This is a genomic window from Thermococcus litoralis DSM 5473 (genome assembly GCF_000246985.2).
Taxonomy (GTDB): domain Archaea; phylum Methanobacteriota_B; class Thermococci; order Thermococcales; family Thermococcaceae; genus Thermococcus_A; species Thermococcus_A litoralis.
This window is the reverse complement of sequence record NC_022084.1, coordinates 1,716,394-1,734,548: the sequence shown is the minus strand read 5'-3', so window position 1 is coordinate 1,734,548 and position 18,155 is coordinate 1,716,394. Positions and strand designations below refer to the sequence as shown.

Sequence of the window (18,155 nt, the reverse complement as noted above, 5' to 3'; positions counted from 1 at the left end):
TTTTTCTGCGAACCTTTTATATATTCTGAACCCCTATTTATTCCGGTGTGAGTAATGGAATACTCGCGCATTGAAAAGATACTCGCAAGTTTATTTGTCGTTTTTCTTCTTCTGGCGAGCATAAACTTTCTCAGGGAGCTTGAGAACATTCCCCAAAGACCAAATTATGAATATTATCAAGAGAAGTATGGGATAAAGGCTCTTCTCGAAAACCAAAGCCGCTTAATGGAACTTGACAGACAGCTATTTGAGGTATATCAAAAGGCAGAGAGCAACCTAACCGAAGCTGAGAGAGTTTACCTCTTCAAAAGAGAAGAATATAGAGTTGCACTCGAGAGCGGGAACGCAACAGAGGAACTAAAGACAGAATACCTAAAAGCCAAAGAAGAATACGAGAGAGTCTACTTCCAATACCTTGGGGCAAAAAGTGCATACGAACAAACGCATGAAAAACTGGAAGAGCTTAATTCAAAAATCCAAGAGCTCATGCAGAAGGCAAATGAGGAATATAGAAGAGCTTACAACGCCTACAGGCTTAAAGTTCTAATTTTAAAGCTTTTATTTGCCGTTCCGATTTTCATAGCATCGCTTTTACTCCTTCGGAGGTACAAAAACATCTACACTTCATCTTTGATAGCGTATTCTTCGCTGTTGCTTATCTATCTCCTCCTCTCTGCAATATGGAGTACAGTTCAGCTTATAGGCTTAAGTCTCTTTGGAGCATTTGCAACGCTTTTAGCACTCTATTACTTGAGAAAGGAATACTTCAAGCCTGAAAGAGTGTATAAAAGGAGAATCGCCCAAAACAAGTGCTACAACTGCGGCTTTCCTGTAAAGGATGATTATCTCTACTGCCCCAACTGTGGAGCAAAACTAAAAGAAAAGTGCGAGCACTGTGGAGCCCTAAAGCCTATTCACCTTCAATTTTGCCCATACTGTGGGCAATAGCTTCCATCTCCGGTTTTAGTATTTTTATTACCCTTTCCTTTAGTTCTTCTATTCCAATTCCCTTTTCAGCAGAAATCCTTAGGGGTTCGATTCCCTTAGCTCTGAGGAATTCCTCGATCTTCTTTATCTTTTCCTCATCTGCAATGTCTATTTTGTTGAGCACCACTATAAACGGGAACTCCCCAAATTCCTCGTAGATTTCCTCAAAAAGGTGCATTTGCTCCTCTATTGGGAAACCACAGTACTCACTCGGATCAAAGATGTAGATTATCAGCTTACCGAGATGCTTTAACGCTAAAATCGCCTGCTTCTCTATTTCATTTCTCTCGCTCAATGGTCTGTCCAAGAGACCTGGAGTGTCTATAACCTGATACTTCATCCAGTGCTCCTCGAACTGCCCAACGTTTATACCCTTCGTCGTGAAAGGATAACTCGCCACTTCAGGCTTGGCGTTTGTGAGTTTTCTAAGCAGTGTGGACTTTCCAACGTTTGGGTGACCGGCTATCACTATAGTAGGAAGGCTGAGGTCAATTACGGGCATATCTTTGAGAACGTCCCTGGCTTTGTTTAGGTATTCGAGGTTTTCGGCTATGTCCTTTATAACGCTTGCAACCCTGCCGTAAAATTCCCTTCTCAGCTGTGCAATCTCCTTTGGATCCCTGGAATACCTAATCTTTTCTACGTATCTCTCTTCAAGTGTCCTTATGGTCTTTATCGCCCAGTTTATTGAAGCAAGAGCCTTATGGAAGGTTCTCTTATCAACCAGCGTGTCAAGAAGCTCCTGATAAAAAGGAGGTAGCGTTGAAACCCCCGGAGTCCTGTCAAGGACTTTCTTTAGGTTGTCCCTAATAACGTTTGAGACGGTTCTTATTCTAAGCTCCTCCCTCTGCCTAGCTTTACTAACTACACCCCCCCTTGGATTAAAGGCAGAGGCAACTTTCTCAGCTCGCCTAAAAGCCTTGTCAATGATCTCATCCGCAAGAAGTATTGTTGGCATCTTTTCAAATGGATTTTTCATGATCTCTCACCTTTCCTATTTTTCTCGCCGTTAGTGACTTTCTCAATAGGTTTTTAAAGATGTTGATCAAATTTTTTAAGAGGGAGAGAAATGCGGGAAGATATTGTTCTTGACAACTACCTTGAAAAAGTCGTGAGCTCACTTGAGAAAAAGTCCCAAAGGAGATTCTAAGCTATGCCATTTTTAATGAAGAGGAAGAGGCTAAATACTATGCCGAACTTTCCAAGAAAGCCAAGAGGGGGAGCATTAAACTCCTGTTTATCCAGATGAGCGAAGAGAGTGAAGAACACAGAAACAGACTTTACACCCTTTTCAAAAAGCTTTATCCCAATGATGAACCGGTTAAAGTAGAGGCTCCTCCTATTGAAGTCCTTCCATTCTACTCAGAGTTTGAAACTGTAGATGATTACCTGAAAGCTCTCGAGTACTGCATGGAAAGTGAGCTCTTCGCAAAGAAGGCTTACGAACTGCTCGCTCAAAAAGCCGAAGATGAGGATGTCAAAGCCTTAGCCCTACAGCTGGCACTCTTTGAAGAAGGTCATTACGAAAGAATCAAAAAGGCTTACGAGCTCTTTACAGCCGTTAAACAGGGGAGTATTGACTTAACAGGTCTTTCTCCCATGGGTTATCTTTTTAGTGACAAAATAAAAGCTAGATATTTGTTTTTGGAGCTCTTAAATGATCTTAAAGGGGTCATTTTTTCAAGGGATTCACCAGAGGAAATCAAAAGATGGATGAAAAAAGAGATAATCTCTTTTTGGATAACCTCCAAAACGTGCCAGCAGTGCATAACGCCCAGAAAACTGCTGGAGTCTTTAGAAGACATTCCCAAAGAGGAAAATCTTGCGATCTTGATAGAGAATATAGAGACACTTAGAATAGCAGCGGATAGCTTTGAAGAGTTCTACACAAACATATCAAAGCTTAAGGACGAGGCGACAGCAAAGAAGTGCTACGTTATTTTATGCGGAAACAAAAGGGCATTTGAAGATAAAGAATGGGCTATACTGGAATCGGAGTTCAAGTACGTCTCATAATCTCTCAAGTATTTTTGGAATCTCTTGAGGCTCTAGGGCTGTCTCTACAATGTAGCCCTTTTCCACTAAGATTTTGTTGAAAAGTCCTTCTCTCTTCCAGCCATCTAAAGTGAAATCTCCATAAAACATGACCTCTGGGAGGAAAATTACTCCCAAATCCACCTCTGGCAGTTTTTCAACTTCTCTAAGGACGTCATGAGCTGTTAGTAATCCAGCAGTGCCTATGTTTCCTCCGAAGAAGTCGTTCTTAACCATGACAACCTTGATTTTTGGGAAGAGGCGCTTGATTTCTGGATAAGCGAGCTCTCCGGTGAGAATGTAAGTTGGTAAAGATGGCTCAATGTCAAAGGGCTCCAGTGGAGTTTTGAACTCCCCAAGCAGAGCCTGGAATATAGGTGGGATGACTATCTTTAGGCTCAGCTCTTTCTGCTTCTCAAGGGCGACGTTTTTAACAAAAAGAAGCTCCTCCCTTGTTAAAGCTCTAGTCCTCGAGTACTTCGTAACCCCAATTGGGAAGAGCCTAACTTCATGGACACCAAATCTATCCAAATCATCCAGAATCTCACCTATATCGGAGACGTTGTAGCCGGGAGTTAAGATTATGTCCGCTATGACCCTAAAGTTCTCCACGACCTTTGGTAAAAGATCAATGACTTTTCCGGCGTTTCTGTTCTTCATGAGCTTAATCCTAACGTCCTTTTTTGTTGTGTGGAGAGATATTTGGATTTCATCCAGCCCAGCTGAGTGGAGGCTTTCGATCCTCTTTTCGTCAAAGCGGACGTTTGCACTTGTATCTGTAACCCTTATCCACAAATCGTAGTGCTTCCTTGCATAGGCTATTCTGTCCTCAAGCTCCGGATCGTTGAGGGTATCATGTTTGGAAACTCTGTATATCATCTGGGGAGGATTTTGCATAAGGTAACAAAAAACGCAATCATTACCACATGAGCCCGCCTTAGAGGACGGAGGAATTATCAGCAGGTCTTCCCTCTCATCTACCATGTCAAGCTCATATTTGGTAATCTTCCTGAGCTTGTAATCCTCTGTTAGCTCATACATGTGGGAAAAATTAAAATGAGGGTTTAAAAAGGATTGGATGGATAAATTATCCTACTTCCCCGCTATTCTAACGTTCTCGAAGGCCATAGCAGGCACAACCATGCTTCCTCCGAAGGGCAGCACTTTTTGCTCTTTGCTTACCGCGTAGAGGTCTGGCAACAGCTCATAGACGTTGCCGCTCATCATGAACACTGTAGCACCCTTTACCTCCCCATTCTCAATTAGGAATGCTGGATTAGCTACAACGGCAAAGTTCCCATTATCCGGGTTGCTTGAATGAGCTCCCTGGAAGCCATCCACAAGATAGCCGTGCTCTATTTCCCCGATAATCTCTTCGAGGCTCCTCTTTCCGTTCTCAATCACGACGTTGTGGAACCCTATGCTTATTCCTCCGGTAGACAGGTTCCTCTTTCCATTTCCAGTGCTTTCAACTCCGTGAATCTTTGCCCAGTAGTTATCCCATATAAAGCCTTTGAAAATTCCTTTCTCCACTATTACATTTCTCCTCGTTGGAACGCCTTCATCGTCCGCTATAACCGGGTTTATGCTGAGCTCGTGAAGCGGGTCGTCGTATATTGTAAGGAGGTCGTTTGAAACCTTCTCGCCCACTTTGTTAGCTAACGGAGTTGTGCCCTTGACAAGTCTCTCTCCGCTGAATGCCGGGAATAGTGCATAGGATAAAAGGCTCGAAACTGCCCATGGTTCTACTACTACTTTTGCTTCCTCTGTCTTGCTTTTTTCGGTTTTAAATGCCCATTTAACTTTTTGCAAAGCGTTTTTAACGACGCTTTCTACATCAAGCTTGAGGGAAAGCTTAGCATCGAAGTCAAAAATGCCGGGGGTCACTTTTCCTTCCTTCATCCCAACGAGTTCAATGTAAAAGAAAGCCCCTCCGCCTTCTTGAAATACGTTAACGCCGTGGGAATTCATTATCAAGCTTTCTCCCCATTCTGCTCCGCCACCGCCACCTGCAACGACAATTCCCTCTTCCGACGCCATTCCAATGCCTTCTCTCGCGAGCTCCACGAAGTAGTCTGGAGAAACTTCTCTAAGTTCTTTATCAACTTTTCTTGGCTCTCTGTACTTTCCAGGCTCTGGGAATGAAACCCACTTTTCATCGGGCTTGTTGAGCTTTGCCATTTTATATGCTCTCTCTACAGCCTCTTTGACTTTCTCTTTATCTCCAGTGTCAACGATGGCAACTCCAAGCCTTTTGTCTTTAATACCTCTAACAACGGTAACAACTCTCTCCCTCAAGGCTGAAGTGGAGACCTCATTGAGCTCAATTTGAACACCTGCCTCCCTGCTCTTGTACATGGCAATCTCAAGCTCATCAAAGAATTTTTCTCCAAAACGAATTAGCTCTTCCATCTTTATCACCCTATTATTATTCCCCCATCAAAGCGCATATGTGGCCCACCAGAACTTACAAAAGCCGTCTGTCCTTTTCCACATCTCCCCATTTCGAGACCAAAGTCATCTCCTACGGCACTTATCTTCTTTAATGCTTCGATGGCAATTCCGCTTATCGAAGTGTCCCTTATGGGCTTTGTTATCTCACCGTTCTCAATCATGTAGCCCTCTTGAACTCCTACTTGGAAGGCTGAGTTGAGCTGTGCCTGGCCTCCTCTGAAATCAACTACATAATAGCCGAACTTGATGTCCTCTATCATTTCCTCAAACTTCCAGTCTCCCGGCTCAAAGATTGTGTTACGCATTCTTATTATTGGGGGATATGTGTAGTTTTCAGCCCTCGCGTGGCCGTTGGGTTCCATATTCCACTTGTGGGCATATCCTCTGTTGAGCATTATCTCCTTCAAAATTCCGTTTTCAATTATGTGAATGTCTTTGACCGGAACGCCCTCATCGTCATAGCGGTCGTTTCCAAAGCCCCCTTCAACTATGCGCTCGCTCATTGTAACGTATTCCGGAGCAATCTGCTTTCCAACCAACTCTTTAAACGGAGAGTTTATTGTCAAATCCGCCTCCGCAAGGTGTCCAAGGGCTTCGTGAGCTATAATGCCCACCACTATCGGCCCGGCAACTATCGGGAATTCTCCCCTCTTTGGCGCAACACCCTCTAACTGTGCATGAACCTTTCTAATGACCCTCTTGGAGACCTCTTCATTGGGCTCTTTTTCTTTGAAAAGCTCCCAGCCATAATCCACTGCTCCAACCTCATCTCTTGCAGCGGCAAGCTTTTCGCCTTCTTTGCCAGTCGCCCAGACATACTGCCATACGTAGTTCAAATCCCACTTTATCTTTGTACCCTCGTTTGTTATGAGGATCTTTTCCCCGCTTGCGTCTTCATAGCGAAGCCACGTTGATTTTATAGCTTCGTCTTCTTTGAGAAGAGCCTCCAAGTCCATTAGCCTCTCAACTTTTTCCTCTATTGGGACTTCTCTGGGCTTTATTTTCATCTTGCTCTTCACTACATCCTCGTGAGTCTTTATCTCTGCAAGCTGGATTTTCTCCTTTTTGGCTTTTGCCGTTGCTTTTGCAAGTCTGTATGCGCTTTCTATGGCTTTTTCAAAGTTTTCAAGTCTGTTTGTTGAGGCAAATCCCCAAGCTCCATCTGCTAGAACCCTAATAGCAACCCCCATTTGTCCCTTGCCTGCAAAAGTCGTGAAAGTTCCATCCTTGAGCTCCAGAGTGTTCTTGCTGATGTTTTCATAGCGGATTTCTATGTAGTCCGCTTTGAAGTTTTCGAGGGCCCAGTTAAGGGCTTTTTCTAATCTATCTTCCATGCATATCACCCACAATCTAAAGGTTTAGATAATCATTTAAATTAACACCCAGGACTATAAAAGCGTTATCTCGAGCAAAGATGTATACAAAAGAACGTTTAGAGGAGAAAAATATAAATCGGTCAAGCGGGGAAGATGTTAGAGGTGAGAGAATGTTTGATGTAATTGCAATAGGAAACCTCAACTATGATATAACCCTCCTCGTGGAGAGATTTCCCGAGTTTCACGAGAAGGTAATTGCCAAGAGAGCCCACTTCGGATTGGGAGGTGCTGCAGGCAACACCGCTTCTTGGTTAGCCCATATGGGAGTTAAGGTGGGATTTATTGGAGCAGTCGGTAACGATGAGATTGGCGAGGCACACATAAACTACTTTAAGAAGATTGGCGTTGATGTGGGGGGCATTAAAGTCGTTAACGAGCACTCGGGAATAGCTATCTCCCTGATAAAAGGAGAGGACAAGAGGATAGTAAAGCACCTCGGTGCTAACGCATACAGAGACGTTGATTTTGAGTACCTTTCCAAAGCTAGGCACATCCACATGTCATCAAACCCAAAAGAGCTCATTGAAAAGACTGCTAACTTTGCCTTCGAGAATGGAATTTCCGTTTCGTTGGATATAGGTGAGGCTGAGGTACCAAAGTCTGTTGAGGACAGAATAACCTACCTGCTGATGAACGAAGATGAGTTCAAGCGAAAGTATGGAAGCCTGGAGAAAATCCATGATGTTAAAGCTAAAAACGTCATCATAACATTAAACGGCGGTGGAGCGATGGTTAGAGATGATAAAGGGAAGGTTTTTGAGATTAGAGGGCTGAGTGCTGAAGTAGTAGATTCCACCGGAGCCGGAGATGCCTTTGATGCTGGATTTATTTATGGGATTCTTAAAGGATGGGAGCTGAGGGATGCGGCAAAACTTGGAACTCTACTAGCATATCTAACGGTACAGAAAGTTGGTGCCAGAAGCGCAATTATCCCACTGGAGGAGATCAAAAAAATAGCAGAAGAGCTGAACTTAGGACTTCCCTTTTAGTAGCTCTTCAAGCCTACGGTTTTTGCTTGCTTTTCGCTCCACTTGTATCCCAAGTACCCTAAAAGGGCATAGAGCAGAGAAAGGACTATAAGATAGGAAATCTCTCCAACAGCTTTTTCATAGCCATAGGCAACAACTTTTCTTACGGCTTCACTAGTTGGGGCATAGGGGAGGATTTTCGCCATTATCTGTAATCCCTTAGGCAAGATTGAAATTGGATACATCGCACCGCTTAAAGCAAAGACCAGCATTTCAAGAATCGTTATAAACGGACCCGGGTCTTTTAAATAAAGAACGATGCCAGCGGCAGCCATTCCCATCCCTATCATTCCCACCGTACCCACAAGCAACACTGGAAGGGCTTTGATAAAATTGAAGAAGTTAAAGCTAATGTCAAATATCACGACAAAAAGGGGAATGTAAATTGCCATGTAGATTAGTGACAAGAAAATTCTGGTAAGAACGCTGCCCATGAAAAACGTCAGCCTTCTTATTGGGGCTGCAAAGGAGTACTCAAGAGTGCCCGCATAGAGCTCATCAACAACGCTCCACACAAAGCCGCTTAGAAAAGTCAAGCCAAATCCCAATACCATAAATCCCAAGACTGCAAAAGTCACGTAGTCTGAGTATCCAGTAAGCTGTTGAAGTGCGGGGGAATTTCTCTCTCCGGTGAGACCTATTCCTATCAGCAGAGCCTGACCCACGAAGAAAAACCCCAACATGACATCGCTGATAAACCACACCCTATAACTCAAGAAGATTCTCCAGCTCTTAACTGCAACACCGTAAAGCGCTCTGAGTTCGTTAGTAACCTCCATAACCAATCACCCGGGTTATCTTTTCAGCCCATTTGAAAATGATATATCCACTCATCCAGTAAAGGGGAACTAAAAAGAGAAGCCACGCTATTTCTCCCTGTATTTCTGCATAGGTTTTTCCAACAAAGATTGCCCTAACAGCGGAGGCAGCATGGGTAAGTGGGAACACCTTTGAAAAAGCAACCAGCCATCTGGGCATCACGCTAAGGGGAAAAAAGACGCCGGAGAAAAAGAGCATTCCAAACTCAAATATCTGAGCAAAAGGCCCTATGTTCTTTAGAAGCATCACAAGCCCAGCAAAGATGAACCCAAATCCCAAAAAAGCCAATAGTGATGCCAGAATAATTGGAATAGACTTCAGGATTATTGCAAACGTGAGAGGAATATCAAATATCAGGGCACCAATTACAAAGACGATTCCCATGAGGGCAGAATCCATTAAAAGCCAGCTAAGGGCCAATCCGGAGAGGAGCTCTAAAATCCTCGCTGGAGAAAGAACATTCATCTCAAAGGTTCCCTCTGGAGCTCTCTCCTTACTCCCCATACATAAGCTTCCATCGGCGAAACTGAAACCCACCACAAAACGTAGCCAATCAAAGCGTACGTTGGATAATCTCCCATGCCCGTAGAGCTCGCCAAAAGCTGTGAATATCTCCCTCCAAGGACAGCCTGTCCAAAGAAGACAAACTGAAGAAGGAAAACTAACCCAACGAGAATAGAGCTTATTACCCTCAAAGGATACCTGAAAAACATCCTAAATTCCTTCTCTATTACAGCGGACAATATCAATCCCTCAACCCCCTTCCGGTGAGCTTTATAAAAACGTCCTCAAGAGTTGGCTCCTTCTGCTCTACGCTTATTATTTTCGCTCCCTTTTTTACAAGCCACTCGACTAGCTTGGGAAGCTCTTCCTCATCCACCTGGCCTCTTAAGGTTATAATTCCCCTTTCGGAATCCTCATCTACAACCGCCATTCTCCAAGGTAAGCTATCAAAAGTACCCTCCCATTTGAGGCGTATTTCCACGGCATCTTCGTCTTTAACAAGCTTTTTAAGCCCATCCGGAGTATCGAGGGCTATAATCTTACCGTGGTCTATTATGGCTATCCTATCACAGAGCTGCTCCGCCTCGATCATGTAGTGGGTCGTTAGGAGGACGGTTTTTCCTTTCTCGTCAACAAGCTTCCTTATAAATTCCCTAACGAATATAGAGCTCTGCACATCTAAGCCTAGGGTAGGTTCGTCCAAAAACAGGACTTCCGGGTCGTTTATCAAAGCCTTTGCTATAGCCAGCCTCTGCTTCATCCCCCTTGAGTAGTTCATAACCAAATCATCTTTCCTCTCCCCCAGTCCAACCAATCTGAGGAGTTCTTCAATTCTTTCCTTTTCCTCTCTCTTGGGGACATAATAAATCCTCGCAAAATATTTCAGGTTTTCGTACGCACTCAAACGCCAGTAAAGAGTTCTCTCTCCCTCTGCCACAAGGTTTATTCTCTTTCTAATTTCCCTTGCATCTTTCCTTATGTCATATCCCAAGATTTTCGCTTCTCCTTCAGTAGGCTCAAGCAGAGTGGTTAGCATTTTTATTGTAGTGGTTTTTCCAGCCCCATTGGGCCCAAGAAGGCCAAAAAGTTCGCCCTTTTTAACCTTAAAGCTGATGCCTTTAACCGCCTCAACCCATTCTACCTTTCTTAACGGGAGAGGAATATTTTTAGGATACCTCTTCTTCAAATCAAAGACTTCAACTGCATACATAACTGTTCCCCTAAGATACTCATGCTGATCAGAATACATAAAGATAGTGGTTTTTAACATGCAAAGGCTTAAAAATGGTAACAGAGATAAACCATAAAAAAGACTACAAAAGGCTTAAAGGGCAACTGTATCATGGAGGTGGCTTCATTGGAAATAACAATTGAGAAATTCAAGCCGAAAGTTACCCGGCCTTTTAAGAGGAAAAACGAATACTGGGTAAAGCTCATAGATGAGAGTGGCGAGTATATAATGAAGTTCAAAACCCCTCTAGAGGCTGAAGATGCAATATACGGGCTTCTTGATCTTCAGGTTTATGGTGGCAAGGTTAAGCTGAAGCTTAGAGAAGGGAACGTCATAGAAGACATCCAAATTCTTGAACTCTATAAGCCCTCTGCAAAGGAGCTTGTTGATGAGTATTTTAGCGAATAGCTAAAGTCCTTTTTTGTACATTAAGCTTCTTTTTTCGACAAAAACCTATATATACTACGGAGCCCAAATCTATAATTAGTGGGTTCATACAGCGTTCACAAAATCAATTTTCAAGATAAAATCCAAAGACTTGGAGGTCTTACTTATGGCCAGAAGAAAAAACAAAGAACTCCTGAAATTCGCAGAGGAGATAGGCGGAGAAGAGGCGATTGAGGTAATCAAGGCTCTCGAAAAGAAGAAAGAGGCAACCGATGAAGAGATAGCGGAGATGACTGGAATTAGGGTAAATACCGTCAGAAAAATCTTATATGCCCTCTACGATAATCAGCTTGCAGAATTTAGAAGGGTTAGGGACAAAGATACGGGATGGTACTACTATTACTGGCGCCTCGAAACAAAAAGATTGCCGGAAATCATAAGGGCAAGAAAAATGCAGGAGCTCAAAAGATTAAAAGAGATGCTTGAGGAGGAAACTAAAGAAGTTTACTACCACTGCGGAACTCCCGGTCATCCAAGACTGACTTTTGATGAGGCAATGGAGTATGAGTTCAGATGCCCTCTGTGCGGTGAAATGCTTATGCAGTACGACAACAGCGAAATAGTTAAAGAGCTCCAAGAAAAAATCAAGAAGCTTGAAAAGGAACTGGGAATAAAGGCGTGATTTTTAACTTTAATGAACTGCGGGGATGATAAGATGGAGATTGTTATTCTTGAGAAGATATATGGCGATAGGAGTGGCTTTGAAAAGCTCAATAAAAAGCTTAAATCTCTTATTGGAGATCTGGAAGTTTCGTGGAAGATAAGGATCACTCAAAAACAATGGGCTAAAATATCCCTAGAAGGAGAAGATGAAGAAGTTTCTGCAAATCTCATACGGGAGGAGTTTGGAGAAGTTCCATATAAGCTAAGCAAGGTAAAGGAAGGGGAAACATACAGGGGAAAGTTTATTGACCTTGGAAAAGTAGGTTATGGAGTCTACGTTGACATTGGAGTATTCTCGCCGACCCCAAAGGATGTTTTGATTCCCCTTTATTATCTCAAGTCCACCTTTGGAGACAAGCCGGCTAGACAGCTCATAAGAGAGTTTGGCTGGATAGATCATTTGCCGGTAGAATTAGAAATCACAAAAGTGGAGTTTGGGGCTAGAGAGATGGAAGGAAAATTCAGCGAAAGACAGCTAAAACAAATAGAAAAGTGGACAACCGATGGATATGACAAGATATTCGTTGCCGGCACAATAAGTGAAAAGGTCGAAGAAGCACTAATAAAAACAGGACATTCAAGAGATGTAAAAAGACTCGAAGAGCTTGGACTTATGGAAACTCTTTTGGTTCTTAAAAAGGGCACACAAGCCCCTGGAATTATTAAAGAGATAGGGCCCCATCTAAAAGCCGCGGTGTTTGGGGCAATTAAGTTTGAAGAGTGAGCTCACATATCAGTCTAACTGCAAGAGCTGAAGAGATGTACTGAACCATTGGGAAAAGCTGAGAAGAGTAAGCCAATAACGGAATAAAGACAACTAGAAGCCAGAAGAACAATGCCTTTCCCCCTCTCATATTTAATACTGATCTTCTGAAGTTAAACAACAGATAGGATATTAAAATCAGTTGAAGAATGCCCTCCCTCAAAAAGACGAGAAGAGAGCTAGGATCAAAAGATAGGGAAATAGTTGGAATTGAAAAAACATTTATTCCCAAAATAAAGAAGGTAATGCTCAGACCAACGTAAATGGAATTTCTTATAGACTTTGTTGGAAAGACAAAAAACGTGAAAAATGGAAAAACAATCAGATAAGGCCACACCAAACTGCCCGCCGCAACTATAAGTGAGAGGAGAAAGACGTGCCCTATTACCTTAGGGCTTTCTTCCGTGAATTTTGCATTTAGTGTAAGCGCCGCAACAAGGACTAAGAGAAACACGCTGATACTCGTGGAAAGATCTGTAATAGAGCCCCTGAAAGAGGGAGACGCAAACATAAGTCCAAAAACTAGAAAGCCGAGCTCCCTATATGGCTTTGGAGCTGTAAAAAATATCAGAGTGGACGTGAAGAAGAGGATAAATAAATGAAGAACAAGGAGGGCTTCTTCCGTCGGAGAATAGACTTGGAAATATGAATTGAGAGCAAAAGATAGAAGCGAGCCTTTATTCCCTAGCAGGGCACTTTGAAAGGTATTCTTAAGGAAGTCTTCGCCAATAGTAAAGGGCATCGAGTTTGAAATCCAGAGTGCAAAGAGAGACATCACAAGAAGGTAGAAAAAGTGAGTATACGTCCCATGCCTGGAGAACAAAAACGCAAAGAAAAGCGATAAGAGAATACCTGCGAATAAGAGAGTATATTCCTCTCTGTTTCTGAATCTGTAATGCTGTGAAAATGCCTTTTCTATAAGATATATGTTATTTTCATCTCCCGTGAGGAACACGAGGTTGTTGAGAACTATAACGGATGGTTTCAAGGAAGCCTCTGGAGGTAATTCCGTTAAATTCCAGAGCTTTTTCATCTCTGGATTGTCGTACACATTTCCAACAAGAACCAGAACTTCATCCCCCTTATCTTTAAACCGAGAAAGCTTCTCATCAACGTACCATCCCCATGCTTTAGAATAGTCGCTCTCTCCGGTGATCACATAATATGTCTTCCCATCAGATAAAAACTCTTCAAAGGCATTTTCATTGGGATAGAACTCTAACTGAGACGCAGAAGCAAGGGGAAGCATAAAGAGGAGCATCATGATTAAAAATTTCTTCATTTCCTCCACCGGATAAAATTATGTAGCCAGGTCCAGCGCGGCATCATGGTTTCGGCCCATGCCGATCTCAGCCGCGCATCGATAGATAATAATTCAAAAGAGATTTAAGCTTTACTCTTTTTTCTTCAGCTCTTCCAGTTTTGTAACAAGTTTTTGGGCTATTTCCATAAATTCTTTTGCCGCCGGAGTGTCTTCATAGAGGACTATGGGTATACCGTTGTCGCTTGCTTCTCTAGCCTTCAAATCTATGGGTACTTTTCCAAGAAAGTCAACCCCTTCCTTCTTTGCTAACTTTTCTCCGCCGCCCTCTCCAAAGAGATCTATTTTGTTTCCACAATGGGGACATATTAGATAGCTCATGTTCTCAATGACCGCTATGTAAGGAACGTTCATCTGCTTCATCATATTTACCGCTTTACCGGTATCAAGCAAAGCCACCTCTTGAGGGGTGGTGACTATTATAGCAGCATCGAGCTGGATTGTCTGGGTAACCGTTAAAATTTGATCTCCCGTTCCTGGAGGAAAGTCCACGATCATGAAGTCCAAGCTTCCCCACTTTACATCACCGAGAAGCTGTTTAATAGCCTTTGTGACGAGAGAGCCTCTCCATATTATTGGCTGGTCTTCAGGAACCATGAGCCCCATACTCATGACCTTAATTGGAGTTGTTTGACCCAGAAAGTCGTTCATTGGGGGTATCATTTCAAAATGTCCATCCTCAAACTCCTCTGCAAGAACTTCAGCATTTTCAACACCAAGCATTTTTGCCACGTTTGGGCCATGTACATCTGCATCCAAAATGCCCACGAAATAGCCCTGCTTTGCAAGGGCCGTCGCTAGGTTTACCGCAACTGTAGATTTTCCAACGCCCCCTTTTCCACTTAGGACCGCTACTTTGTATTTCCACTGCTTCTCTTTTTCCTTTATCCTCTGGGTGAGAGGATCAACACCCAATCCGGGCACGTTAAAACTAGGTGGAGTTTTTATCGTCATTTCTATCACCTCTGGTTTAGGCTAGTCTAAAAATGCTTATAAGTTTTGCTCACAAAATACACAATATTACACAAAAATGGGTAACAAAAAAGGGGAAAATTCATGGAAGTTCGACTTCTTTACCGAGAATCCTCCATAGCTCCTTTATCTGGTTCTTGAGCTCCTGTATCGCTTCGGGTCTCTTGAAGAGGTGCTTAAATCTTCCTTGCAACCTAAGGTAGTCTTCAATTGGCTTCTTGAACTTTCCATCCTTGGGGAACCTCTGGAACTTTATGTTGTGGAAGTCTCCGTTCTCAATCTCAAATAGTGGCCAAAGACCTGTTTCAATCGCTAGCTTGGCTACTTCAACTGTCTTCTCCGGTGGAATCCTCCATCCGGGGACACATGGCGCCAAAACTTGAACAAACGCTGGCCCATCAACACTAGCTGCCTTCTTCATCTTCCTGTAGAAATCATATGGGTCCCCAATGCTAGCCGTTGCAACGTATGGAATTTGGTGGGCTGCAGCTATTAATGCCACCCACTTCTTTGGCTTGTCCTCACCAATTGAGTACTTCCCTGGAGGTGAGGTGGTTGTCCATGCTCCATATGGGGTTGAACTTGATCTTTGAATACCGGTATTCATGTAAGCCTCGTTATCATACATGAGGTAGACCACGTTGTGCCTTCTCTCAAGCATTCCGGAGAGTGCTTGGAGACCAATGTCAGCTGTACCACCATCTCCACCAATAGCAAGTATCTTTCCTTTTCTGCCGAGCTTCTTCCATGCAGCTTCAACACCGCTGGCTACAGCAGCAGCGTTTTCAAAAGCTACGTGAATCCACGGGGCTTTCCAAGATGTGTATGGGAAAACACCAGAGACAACTTCCATACATCCCGTGGCGTGAGCTATTGCAAAAGCGTTTGGATCACCGTACTTTTCTTCCATAGCCTCGCTAAATGCCTTTGTGGCAAGCCTCATGACTATGGCCGGTCCACAACCGGCACATGCAGCGTGACCAGGTGCCCAGTATTCGCGAGTTGTGATAGGGGGCTTTCTAACGGCCATCATAATCACCTCACAAAATCTCCTTCCTCAATCCTATCCAGTTGATTTCCTCAACTTTCTCTCCTTCAAGGGCTTTCTTTGATATTTCAACGACTTCCTCAAGGTTCTCGAATGTGACGTCTCTTCCACCAAGGCCGAGTATGAAGTCAAGCATTATTGGCTTCTCTTTCTCATTTATGAGTGCCCTGCTGGTGTCTGCAAAGACCGCACCGCCAATTCCAAAGCTGATGTCCTTTTCGAGAATTGCAAGAACCTTTGCCTTCTTAGCGAGGGCTCTAATTTCCTCAATTGGGAATGGTCTGTAAACCGTCATCTTTGCTGCTCCGATCTTTATGCCCTCTTCCCTCTTTTTATCCACGAACTCTTTGAGTGTTCCGGCAAGTGAGCCCATAGTGAGGAGAATTATCTCAGCATCGTCTGTCTTGTATTCCTCAATCATGTGATACCTTCTACCAAACTTCTTCTCGAACTCGTCAAATACTTCCTTGATAACTTTTCTCGCGTTTTCCATAGCCTCCCAAACTGTGTATCTTGCCTCCATGTAGTGAGCCGGGAACCCAAGGGCACCCTGAGTAATTGGTCTAGCCGGATCAAGGTAAGCGTGCTTTGGAACGTACTCCCCAAGGAACTCGTCAACTACCTCTTGATCTGGGATCTCAACTGGCTCTACTGTGTGGGTCAATATGAACGCATCGAATCCAACCATTGCTGGGAGCAAAACGCGTTCATCTTCTGCAACCTTAAAGGCGATTAATATCAAGTCAAGTGCCTCTTGGTTGTTCTCCGCATAGAACTGCATCCAACCGGTGTCTCTCTCACTTATCGTGTCCTGCCAGTCGTTCCAGATGTTAATTGGGGCTGAGAGAGCTCTATTACCAATTGCCATAACAATTGGGAGCCTCATTCCTGCAGCTATGAAGAGAACCTCATGCATCAAAGCCAAACCTTGGGAAGCAGTTGCTGTAAAGGTTCTAACTCCTGCAGCAGAGGCACCAACACATGCAGAAATTGCTGAGTGCTCGCTCTCAACTTTTATGAACTCGGCATCCATTTCTCCATCGGCGACGAATTCACTAATCTTTTCGGGAACGAGAGTTGATGGTGTAATTGGGAATGCAGCCACAACCTTTGGCTTTGCAAGCTTAGCTGCCCAAGCAGCAGCTTCATTACCCTTCATAACTTTCTTCATTGGCATTCACACCACCTCACTTAGATTCTCTAACCATCTCAATTGCTTTGGTTGGGCATTCGTTTGCACAGATTCCACAACCCTTACAATAGTCGTAATCAAACACTGGATAGCTTTCTTCGTCGAGATAAATTGCAGGCTCTGGACAGAGTGTGTAGCACATGAAACATCTGACGCACTTATCTTTGTTAAACTTTGGCATGAAAACTCTCCAACCACCGGTCTTGTTAACGACGCTGCTTCCGGGAATATAGACTATTGCACCTGGTGTCATTTTTTCGCTATACTCCTTTTGGACTCTTTCAATATCAGCCTTGAAAGGACTTTCCGCCATACATACCACCCCGAGTGAGTTATCAAACTTTTCTTTAAACTTTTCGCAAAAAGAAATAAAAATCAGCCGAAGAGCTCAGCCTTCTTCTTAAGCTCTTCCCACTCCTTGAGCACCCATTCTTGGAGTATCTCCATATCCTCCTTTGTCATGTACTTAAATCTTCCCTGGAGCTTGAGGTACTCTTCGAGGGGCTTTGGTTCTTTGTTTGGTGAAGGCATGTTTATCTTGTATTTTCCGTTCTCGTATTCAAAGAGGGGGAAGTATGCAGTCTGAACCGCTAGGCGAGCAAGTTCTATTGTCTTGTCTGTTGGGCTTCTCCATCCGGTTGGGCATGGGGCAAAGAGCTGAATGAAAGAGGGCCCCTTAATTGTTTGGGCCTTTTTGAGCTTTCTCATGAAGTCCTCTGGATAGGCAATGCTCGCAGTTGCTGCATAAGCCGGCTTGTGGGCTATGACAATATCAATAACCTTCTTCTTTGGCCTCTGCTCAAGGAAGTGCTTCTTTCCACCCGGAGTATTGGTTGTCCAAGCACCGTATGGGGTTGAGGAACTCCTCTGGATACCGGTATTCATGTAAGCCTCGTTATCGTACATGATGTAAAGGGCATCGTGCCCCCTCTCAAGGAAACCGCTCAAGGCCTGAAGACCAATGTCAGCTGTACCACCATCTCCAGCCCATCCAATGACCATTATTCCATCTTCGCCCTTTACCTTGTATCCTTTTGCCTTTAATGCCGCCTCAATACCACTAATTACTGCACCCGTTGTCTCGAATGCAGTGTGGAAGAGAGGAGCATTTAAAGCAGTGTAGGGCCATGGGCCGGCTATGATTGTAGAACAGCATGCTGGAATTGTGAATATTGCTTTTCCTCCATAGGCTTTAAGGACGTATCTCAAACCCAAGGATGCACCACAGCCTTGGCAAGCAGTGTGCCCAGCGTAAAAGTGCTCTTCAAAGGGAAGGGTTAATCTTTTCTTAACATCAGCAGGAAGCTCCATTTTTC

General features: G+C 43.7%; 18 protein-coding genes and 1 pseudogene. 6 read left to right on the top strand and 13 right to left on the bottom strand.

Annotated elements, in window-relative coordinates; genetic code table 11:
- Nucleotides 1-54 precede the first annotated feature (54 nt).
- A complete protein-coding gene (locus OCC_RS09415) occupies nucleotides 55-948 on the top strand; it encodes a zinc ribbon domain-containing protein (RefSeq protein WP_004067043.1) in 894 nt (297 codons plus the stop codon).
- Here OCC_RS09415 and OCC_RS09410 read toward each other — a convergent pair.
- Entirely contained in the window at nucleotides 911-1,966 is a 1,056-nt protein-coding gene (locus OCC_RS09410) for an NOG1 family protein (RefSeq protein WP_004067045.1), read from the bottom strand. The genes OCC_RS09415 and OCC_RS09410 overlap by 38 nt on opposite strands.
- Nucleotides 1,967-2,130: 164 nt before the next feature.
- Between OCC_RS09410 and OCC_RS09405 the strand changes: the two genes are divergently transcribed.
- Complete coding sequence (locus OCC_RS09405) at nucleotides 2,131-3,003, top strand: DUF835 domain-containing protein (RefSeq protein WP_338010727.1); 873 nt, start codon at nucleotides 2,131-2,133, stop codon at nucleotides 3,001-3,003.
- On the opposite strand, the gene OCC_RS09400 is transcribed toward OCC_RS09405, so the two are convergent.
- From OCC_RS09400 to OCC_RS09390, 3 genes are read right to left on the bottom strand one after another with little or no spacing between them, the layout of a single operon-like run.
- A complete protein-coding gene (locus OCC_RS09400; protein ID WP_004067050.1) occupies nucleotides 2,998-4,062 on the bottom strand; it encodes a radical SAM protein in 1,065 nt (354 codons plus the stop codon). The two genes, OCC_RS09405 and OCC_RS09400, sit on opposite strands and share 6 nt — an antisense overlap.
- A gap of 51 nt (nucleotides 4,063-4,113) precedes the next feature.
- Nucleotides 4,114-5,433, bottom strand: coding sequence for a TldD/PmbA family protein (locus OCC_RS09395; RefSeq protein WP_004067053.1), 1,320 nt, complete (start codon nucleotides 5,431-5,433; stop codon nucleotides 4,114-4,116).
- Nucleotides 5,434-5,438: 5 nt separating this feature from the next.
- Nucleotides 5,439-6,809: a TldD/PmbA family protein gene (locus OCC_RS09390; protein WP_004067055.1), complete on the bottom strand. Its 1,371-nt coding sequence runs from the start codon at nucleotides 6,807-6,809 to the stop codon at nucleotides 5,439-5,441.
- Nucleotides 6,810-6,961: 152 nt separating this feature from the next.
- Between OCC_RS09390 and OCC_RS09385 the strand changes: the two genes are divergently transcribed.
- Entirely contained in the window at nucleotides 6,962-7,840 is an 879-nt protein-coding gene (locus tag OCC_RS09385) for an ADP-dependent ribose-1-phosphate kinase (protein WP_004067058.1), read from the top strand.
- On the opposite strand, the gene OCC_RS09380 is transcribed toward OCC_RS09385, so the two are convergent.
- The 3 genes and pseudogenes from OCC_RS09380 to OCC_RS09370 all read right to left on the bottom strand — a co-directional run bounded on the left by OCC_RS09380 (nucleotide 7,837) and on the right by OCC_RS09370 (nucleotide 10,412).
- Nucleotides 7,837-8,658 carry an ABC transporter permease gene (locus tag OCC_RS09380; protein WP_004067060.1) on the bottom strand — a complete coding sequence of 274 codons (822 nt, stop codon included), beginning with the start codon at nucleotides 8,656-8,658 and terminating at the stop codon, nucleotides 7,837-7,839. The genes OCC_RS09385 and OCC_RS09380 overlap by 4 nt on opposite strands.
- Nucleotides 8,645-9,411 (bottom strand): annotated as a pseudogene (locus OCC_RS09375) (ABC transporter permease). The gene OCC_RS09380 and the pseudogene OCC_RS09375 overlap by 14 nt, the downstream one beginning before the upstream one ends.
- 32 nt (nucleotides 9,412-9,443) lie before the next feature.
- A complete protein-coding gene (locus OCC_RS09370) occupies nucleotides 9,444-10,412 on the bottom strand; it encodes a daunorubicin resistance protein DrrA family ABC transporter ATP-binding protein (protein WP_004067062.1) in 969 nt (322 codons plus the stop codon).
- Nucleotides 10,413-10,559: 147 nt separating this feature from the next.
- Between OCC_RS09370 and OCC_RS09365 the strand changes: the two genes are divergently transcribed.
- The 3 genes from OCC_RS09365 to OCC_RS09355 all read left to right on the top strand — a co-directional run bounded on the left by OCC_RS09365 (nucleotide 10,560) and on the right by OCC_RS09355 (nucleotide 12,267).
- On the top strand, nucleotides 10,560-10,841 hold the full coding sequence (locus OCC_RS09365; protein WP_004067064.1) for a hypothetical protein: 282 nt from the start codon (nucleotides 10,560-10,562) through the stop codon (nucleotides 10,839-10,841).
- Between the two features lie 130 nt (nucleotides 10,842-10,971).
- On the top strand, nucleotides 10,972-11,502 hold the full coding sequence (tfe, locus tag OCC_RS09360) for a transcription factor E (RefSeq protein ID WP_083965006.1): 531 nt from the start codon (nucleotides 10,972-10,974) through the stop codon (nucleotides 11,500-11,502).
- A 33-nt stretch (nucleotides 11,503-11,535) separates the two neighbouring features.
- Nucleotides 11,536-12,267: a DUF2110 family protein gene (locus OCC_RS09355; protein ID WP_004067068.1), complete on the top strand. Its 732-nt coding sequence runs from the start codon at nucleotides 11,536-11,538 to the stop codon at nucleotides 12,265-12,267.
- Here OCC_RS09355 and OCC_RS09350 read toward each other — a convergent pair.
- From OCC_RS09350 to OCC_RS09325, 6 genes are all read right to left on the bottom strand, one after another.
- Entirely contained in the window at nucleotides 12,251-13,588 is a 1,338-nt protein-coding gene (locus tag OCC_RS09350) for a hypothetical protein (protein WP_004067071.1), read from the bottom strand. The genes OCC_RS09355 and OCC_RS09350 overlap by 17 nt on opposite strands.
- A gap of 111 nt (nucleotides 13,589-13,699) precedes the next feature.
- Nucleotides 13,700-14,581 carry an Mrp/NBP35 family ATP-binding protein gene (locus OCC_RS09345; RefSeq protein ID WP_004067074.1) on the bottom strand — a complete coding sequence of 294 codons (882 nt, stop codon included), beginning with the start codon at nucleotides 14,579-14,581 and terminating at the stop codon, nucleotides 13,700-13,702.
- Nucleotides 14,582-14,681: 100 nt separating this feature from the next.
- The gene (porB, locus tag OCC_RS09340; protein WP_004067076.1) at nucleotides 14,682-15,629 is read right to left on the bottom strand and encodes a pyruvate synthase subunit PorB; all 948 of its coding nucleotides are present in this window, start codon (nucleotides 15,627-15,629) and stop codon (nucleotides 14,682-14,684) included.
- 10 nt (nucleotides 15,630-15,639) lie between these two features.
- Nucleotides 15,640-16,824, bottom strand: coding sequence for a pyruvate synthase subunit PorA (porA, locus tag OCC_RS09335; RefSeq protein ID WP_004067078.1), 1,185 nt, complete (start codon nucleotides 16,822-16,824; stop codon nucleotides 15,640-15,642).
- 10 nt (nucleotides 16,825-16,834) lie between these two features.
- Nucleotides 16,835-17,152 (bottom strand): pyruvate synthase subunit PorD, encoded by a 318-nt coding sequence (porD, locus tag OCC_RS09330; protein WP_004067080.1) that lies wholly within the window; start codon nucleotides 17,150-17,152, stop codon nucleotides 16,835-16,837.
- 62 nt (nucleotides 17,153-17,214) lie between these two features.
- Nucleotides 17,215-18,150, bottom strand: coding sequence for a 3-methyl-2-oxobutanoate dehydrogenase subunit beta (locus tag OCC_RS09325; RefSeq protein WP_004067082.1), 936 nt, complete (start codon nucleotides 18,148-18,150; stop codon nucleotides 17,215-17,217).
- Nucleotides 18,151-18,155: the final 5 nt, after the last annotated feature.

Excerpts from the sequence above, each read along its gene's own strand:
- OCC_RS09415 (WP_004067043.1), top strand. The coding sequence starts at position 55 with ATGGAATACTCGCGCATTGAAAAGATACTCGCAAGTTTATTTGTCGTT.
- OCC_RS09410 (WP_004067045.1), bottom strand. The coding sequence starts at position 1,966 with ATGAAAAATCCATTTGAAAAGATGCCAACAATACTTCTTGCGGATGAG.
- OCC_RS09400 (WP_004067050.1), bottom strand. The coding sequence starts at position 4,062 with ATGTATGAGCTAACAGAGGATTACAAGCTCAGGAAGATTACCAAATAT.
- OCC_RS09395 (WP_004067053.1), bottom strand. The coding sequence starts at position 5,433 with ATGGAAGAGCTAATTCGTTTTGGAGAAAAATTCTTTGATGAGCTTGAG.
- OCC_RS09390 (WP_004067055.1), bottom strand. The coding sequence starts at position 6,809 with ATGGAAGATAGATTAGAAAAAGCCCTTAACTGGGCCCTCGAAAACTTC.
- OCC_RS09385 (WP_004067058.1), top strand. The coding sequence starts at position 6,962 with ATGTTTGATGTAATTGCAATAGGAAACCTCAACTATGATATAACCCTC.
- OCC_RS09380 (WP_004067060.1), bottom strand. The coding sequence starts at position 8,658 with ATGGAGGTTACTAACGAACTCAGAGCGCTTTACGGTGTTGCAGTTAAG.
- OCC_RS09370 (WP_004067062.1), bottom strand. The coding sequence starts at position 10,412 with ATGTATGCAGTTGAAGTCTTTGATTTGAAGAAGAGGTATCCTAAAAAT.
- OCC_RS09355 (WP_004067068.1), top strand. The coding sequence starts at position 11,536 with ATGGAGATTGTTATTCTTGAGAAGATATATGGCGATAGGAGTGGCTTT.
- OCC_RS09350 (WP_004067071.1), bottom strand. The coding sequence starts at position 13,588 with ATGAAGAAATTTTTAATCATGATGCTCCTCTTTATGCTTCCCCTTGCT.
- OCC_RS09345 (WP_004067074.1), bottom strand. The coding sequence starts at position 14,581 with ATGACGATAAAAACTCCACCTAGTTTTAACGTGCCCGGATTGGGTGTT.
- porB (WP_004067076.1), bottom strand. The coding sequence starts at position 15,629 with ATGGCCGTTAGAAAGCCCCCTATCACAACTCGCGAATACTGGGCACCT.
- porA (WP_004067078.1), bottom strand. The coding sequence starts at position 16,824 with ATGCCAATGAAGAAAGTTATGAAGGGTAATGAAGCTGCTGCTTGGGCA.
- porD (WP_004067080.1), bottom strand. The coding sequence starts at position 17,152 with ATGGCGGAAAGTCCTTTCAAGGCTGATATTGAAAGAGTCCAAAAGGAG.
- OCC_RS09325 (WP_004067082.1), bottom strand. The coding sequence starts at position 18,150 with ATGGAGCTTCCTGCTGATGTTAAGAAAAGATTAACCCTTCCCTTTGAA.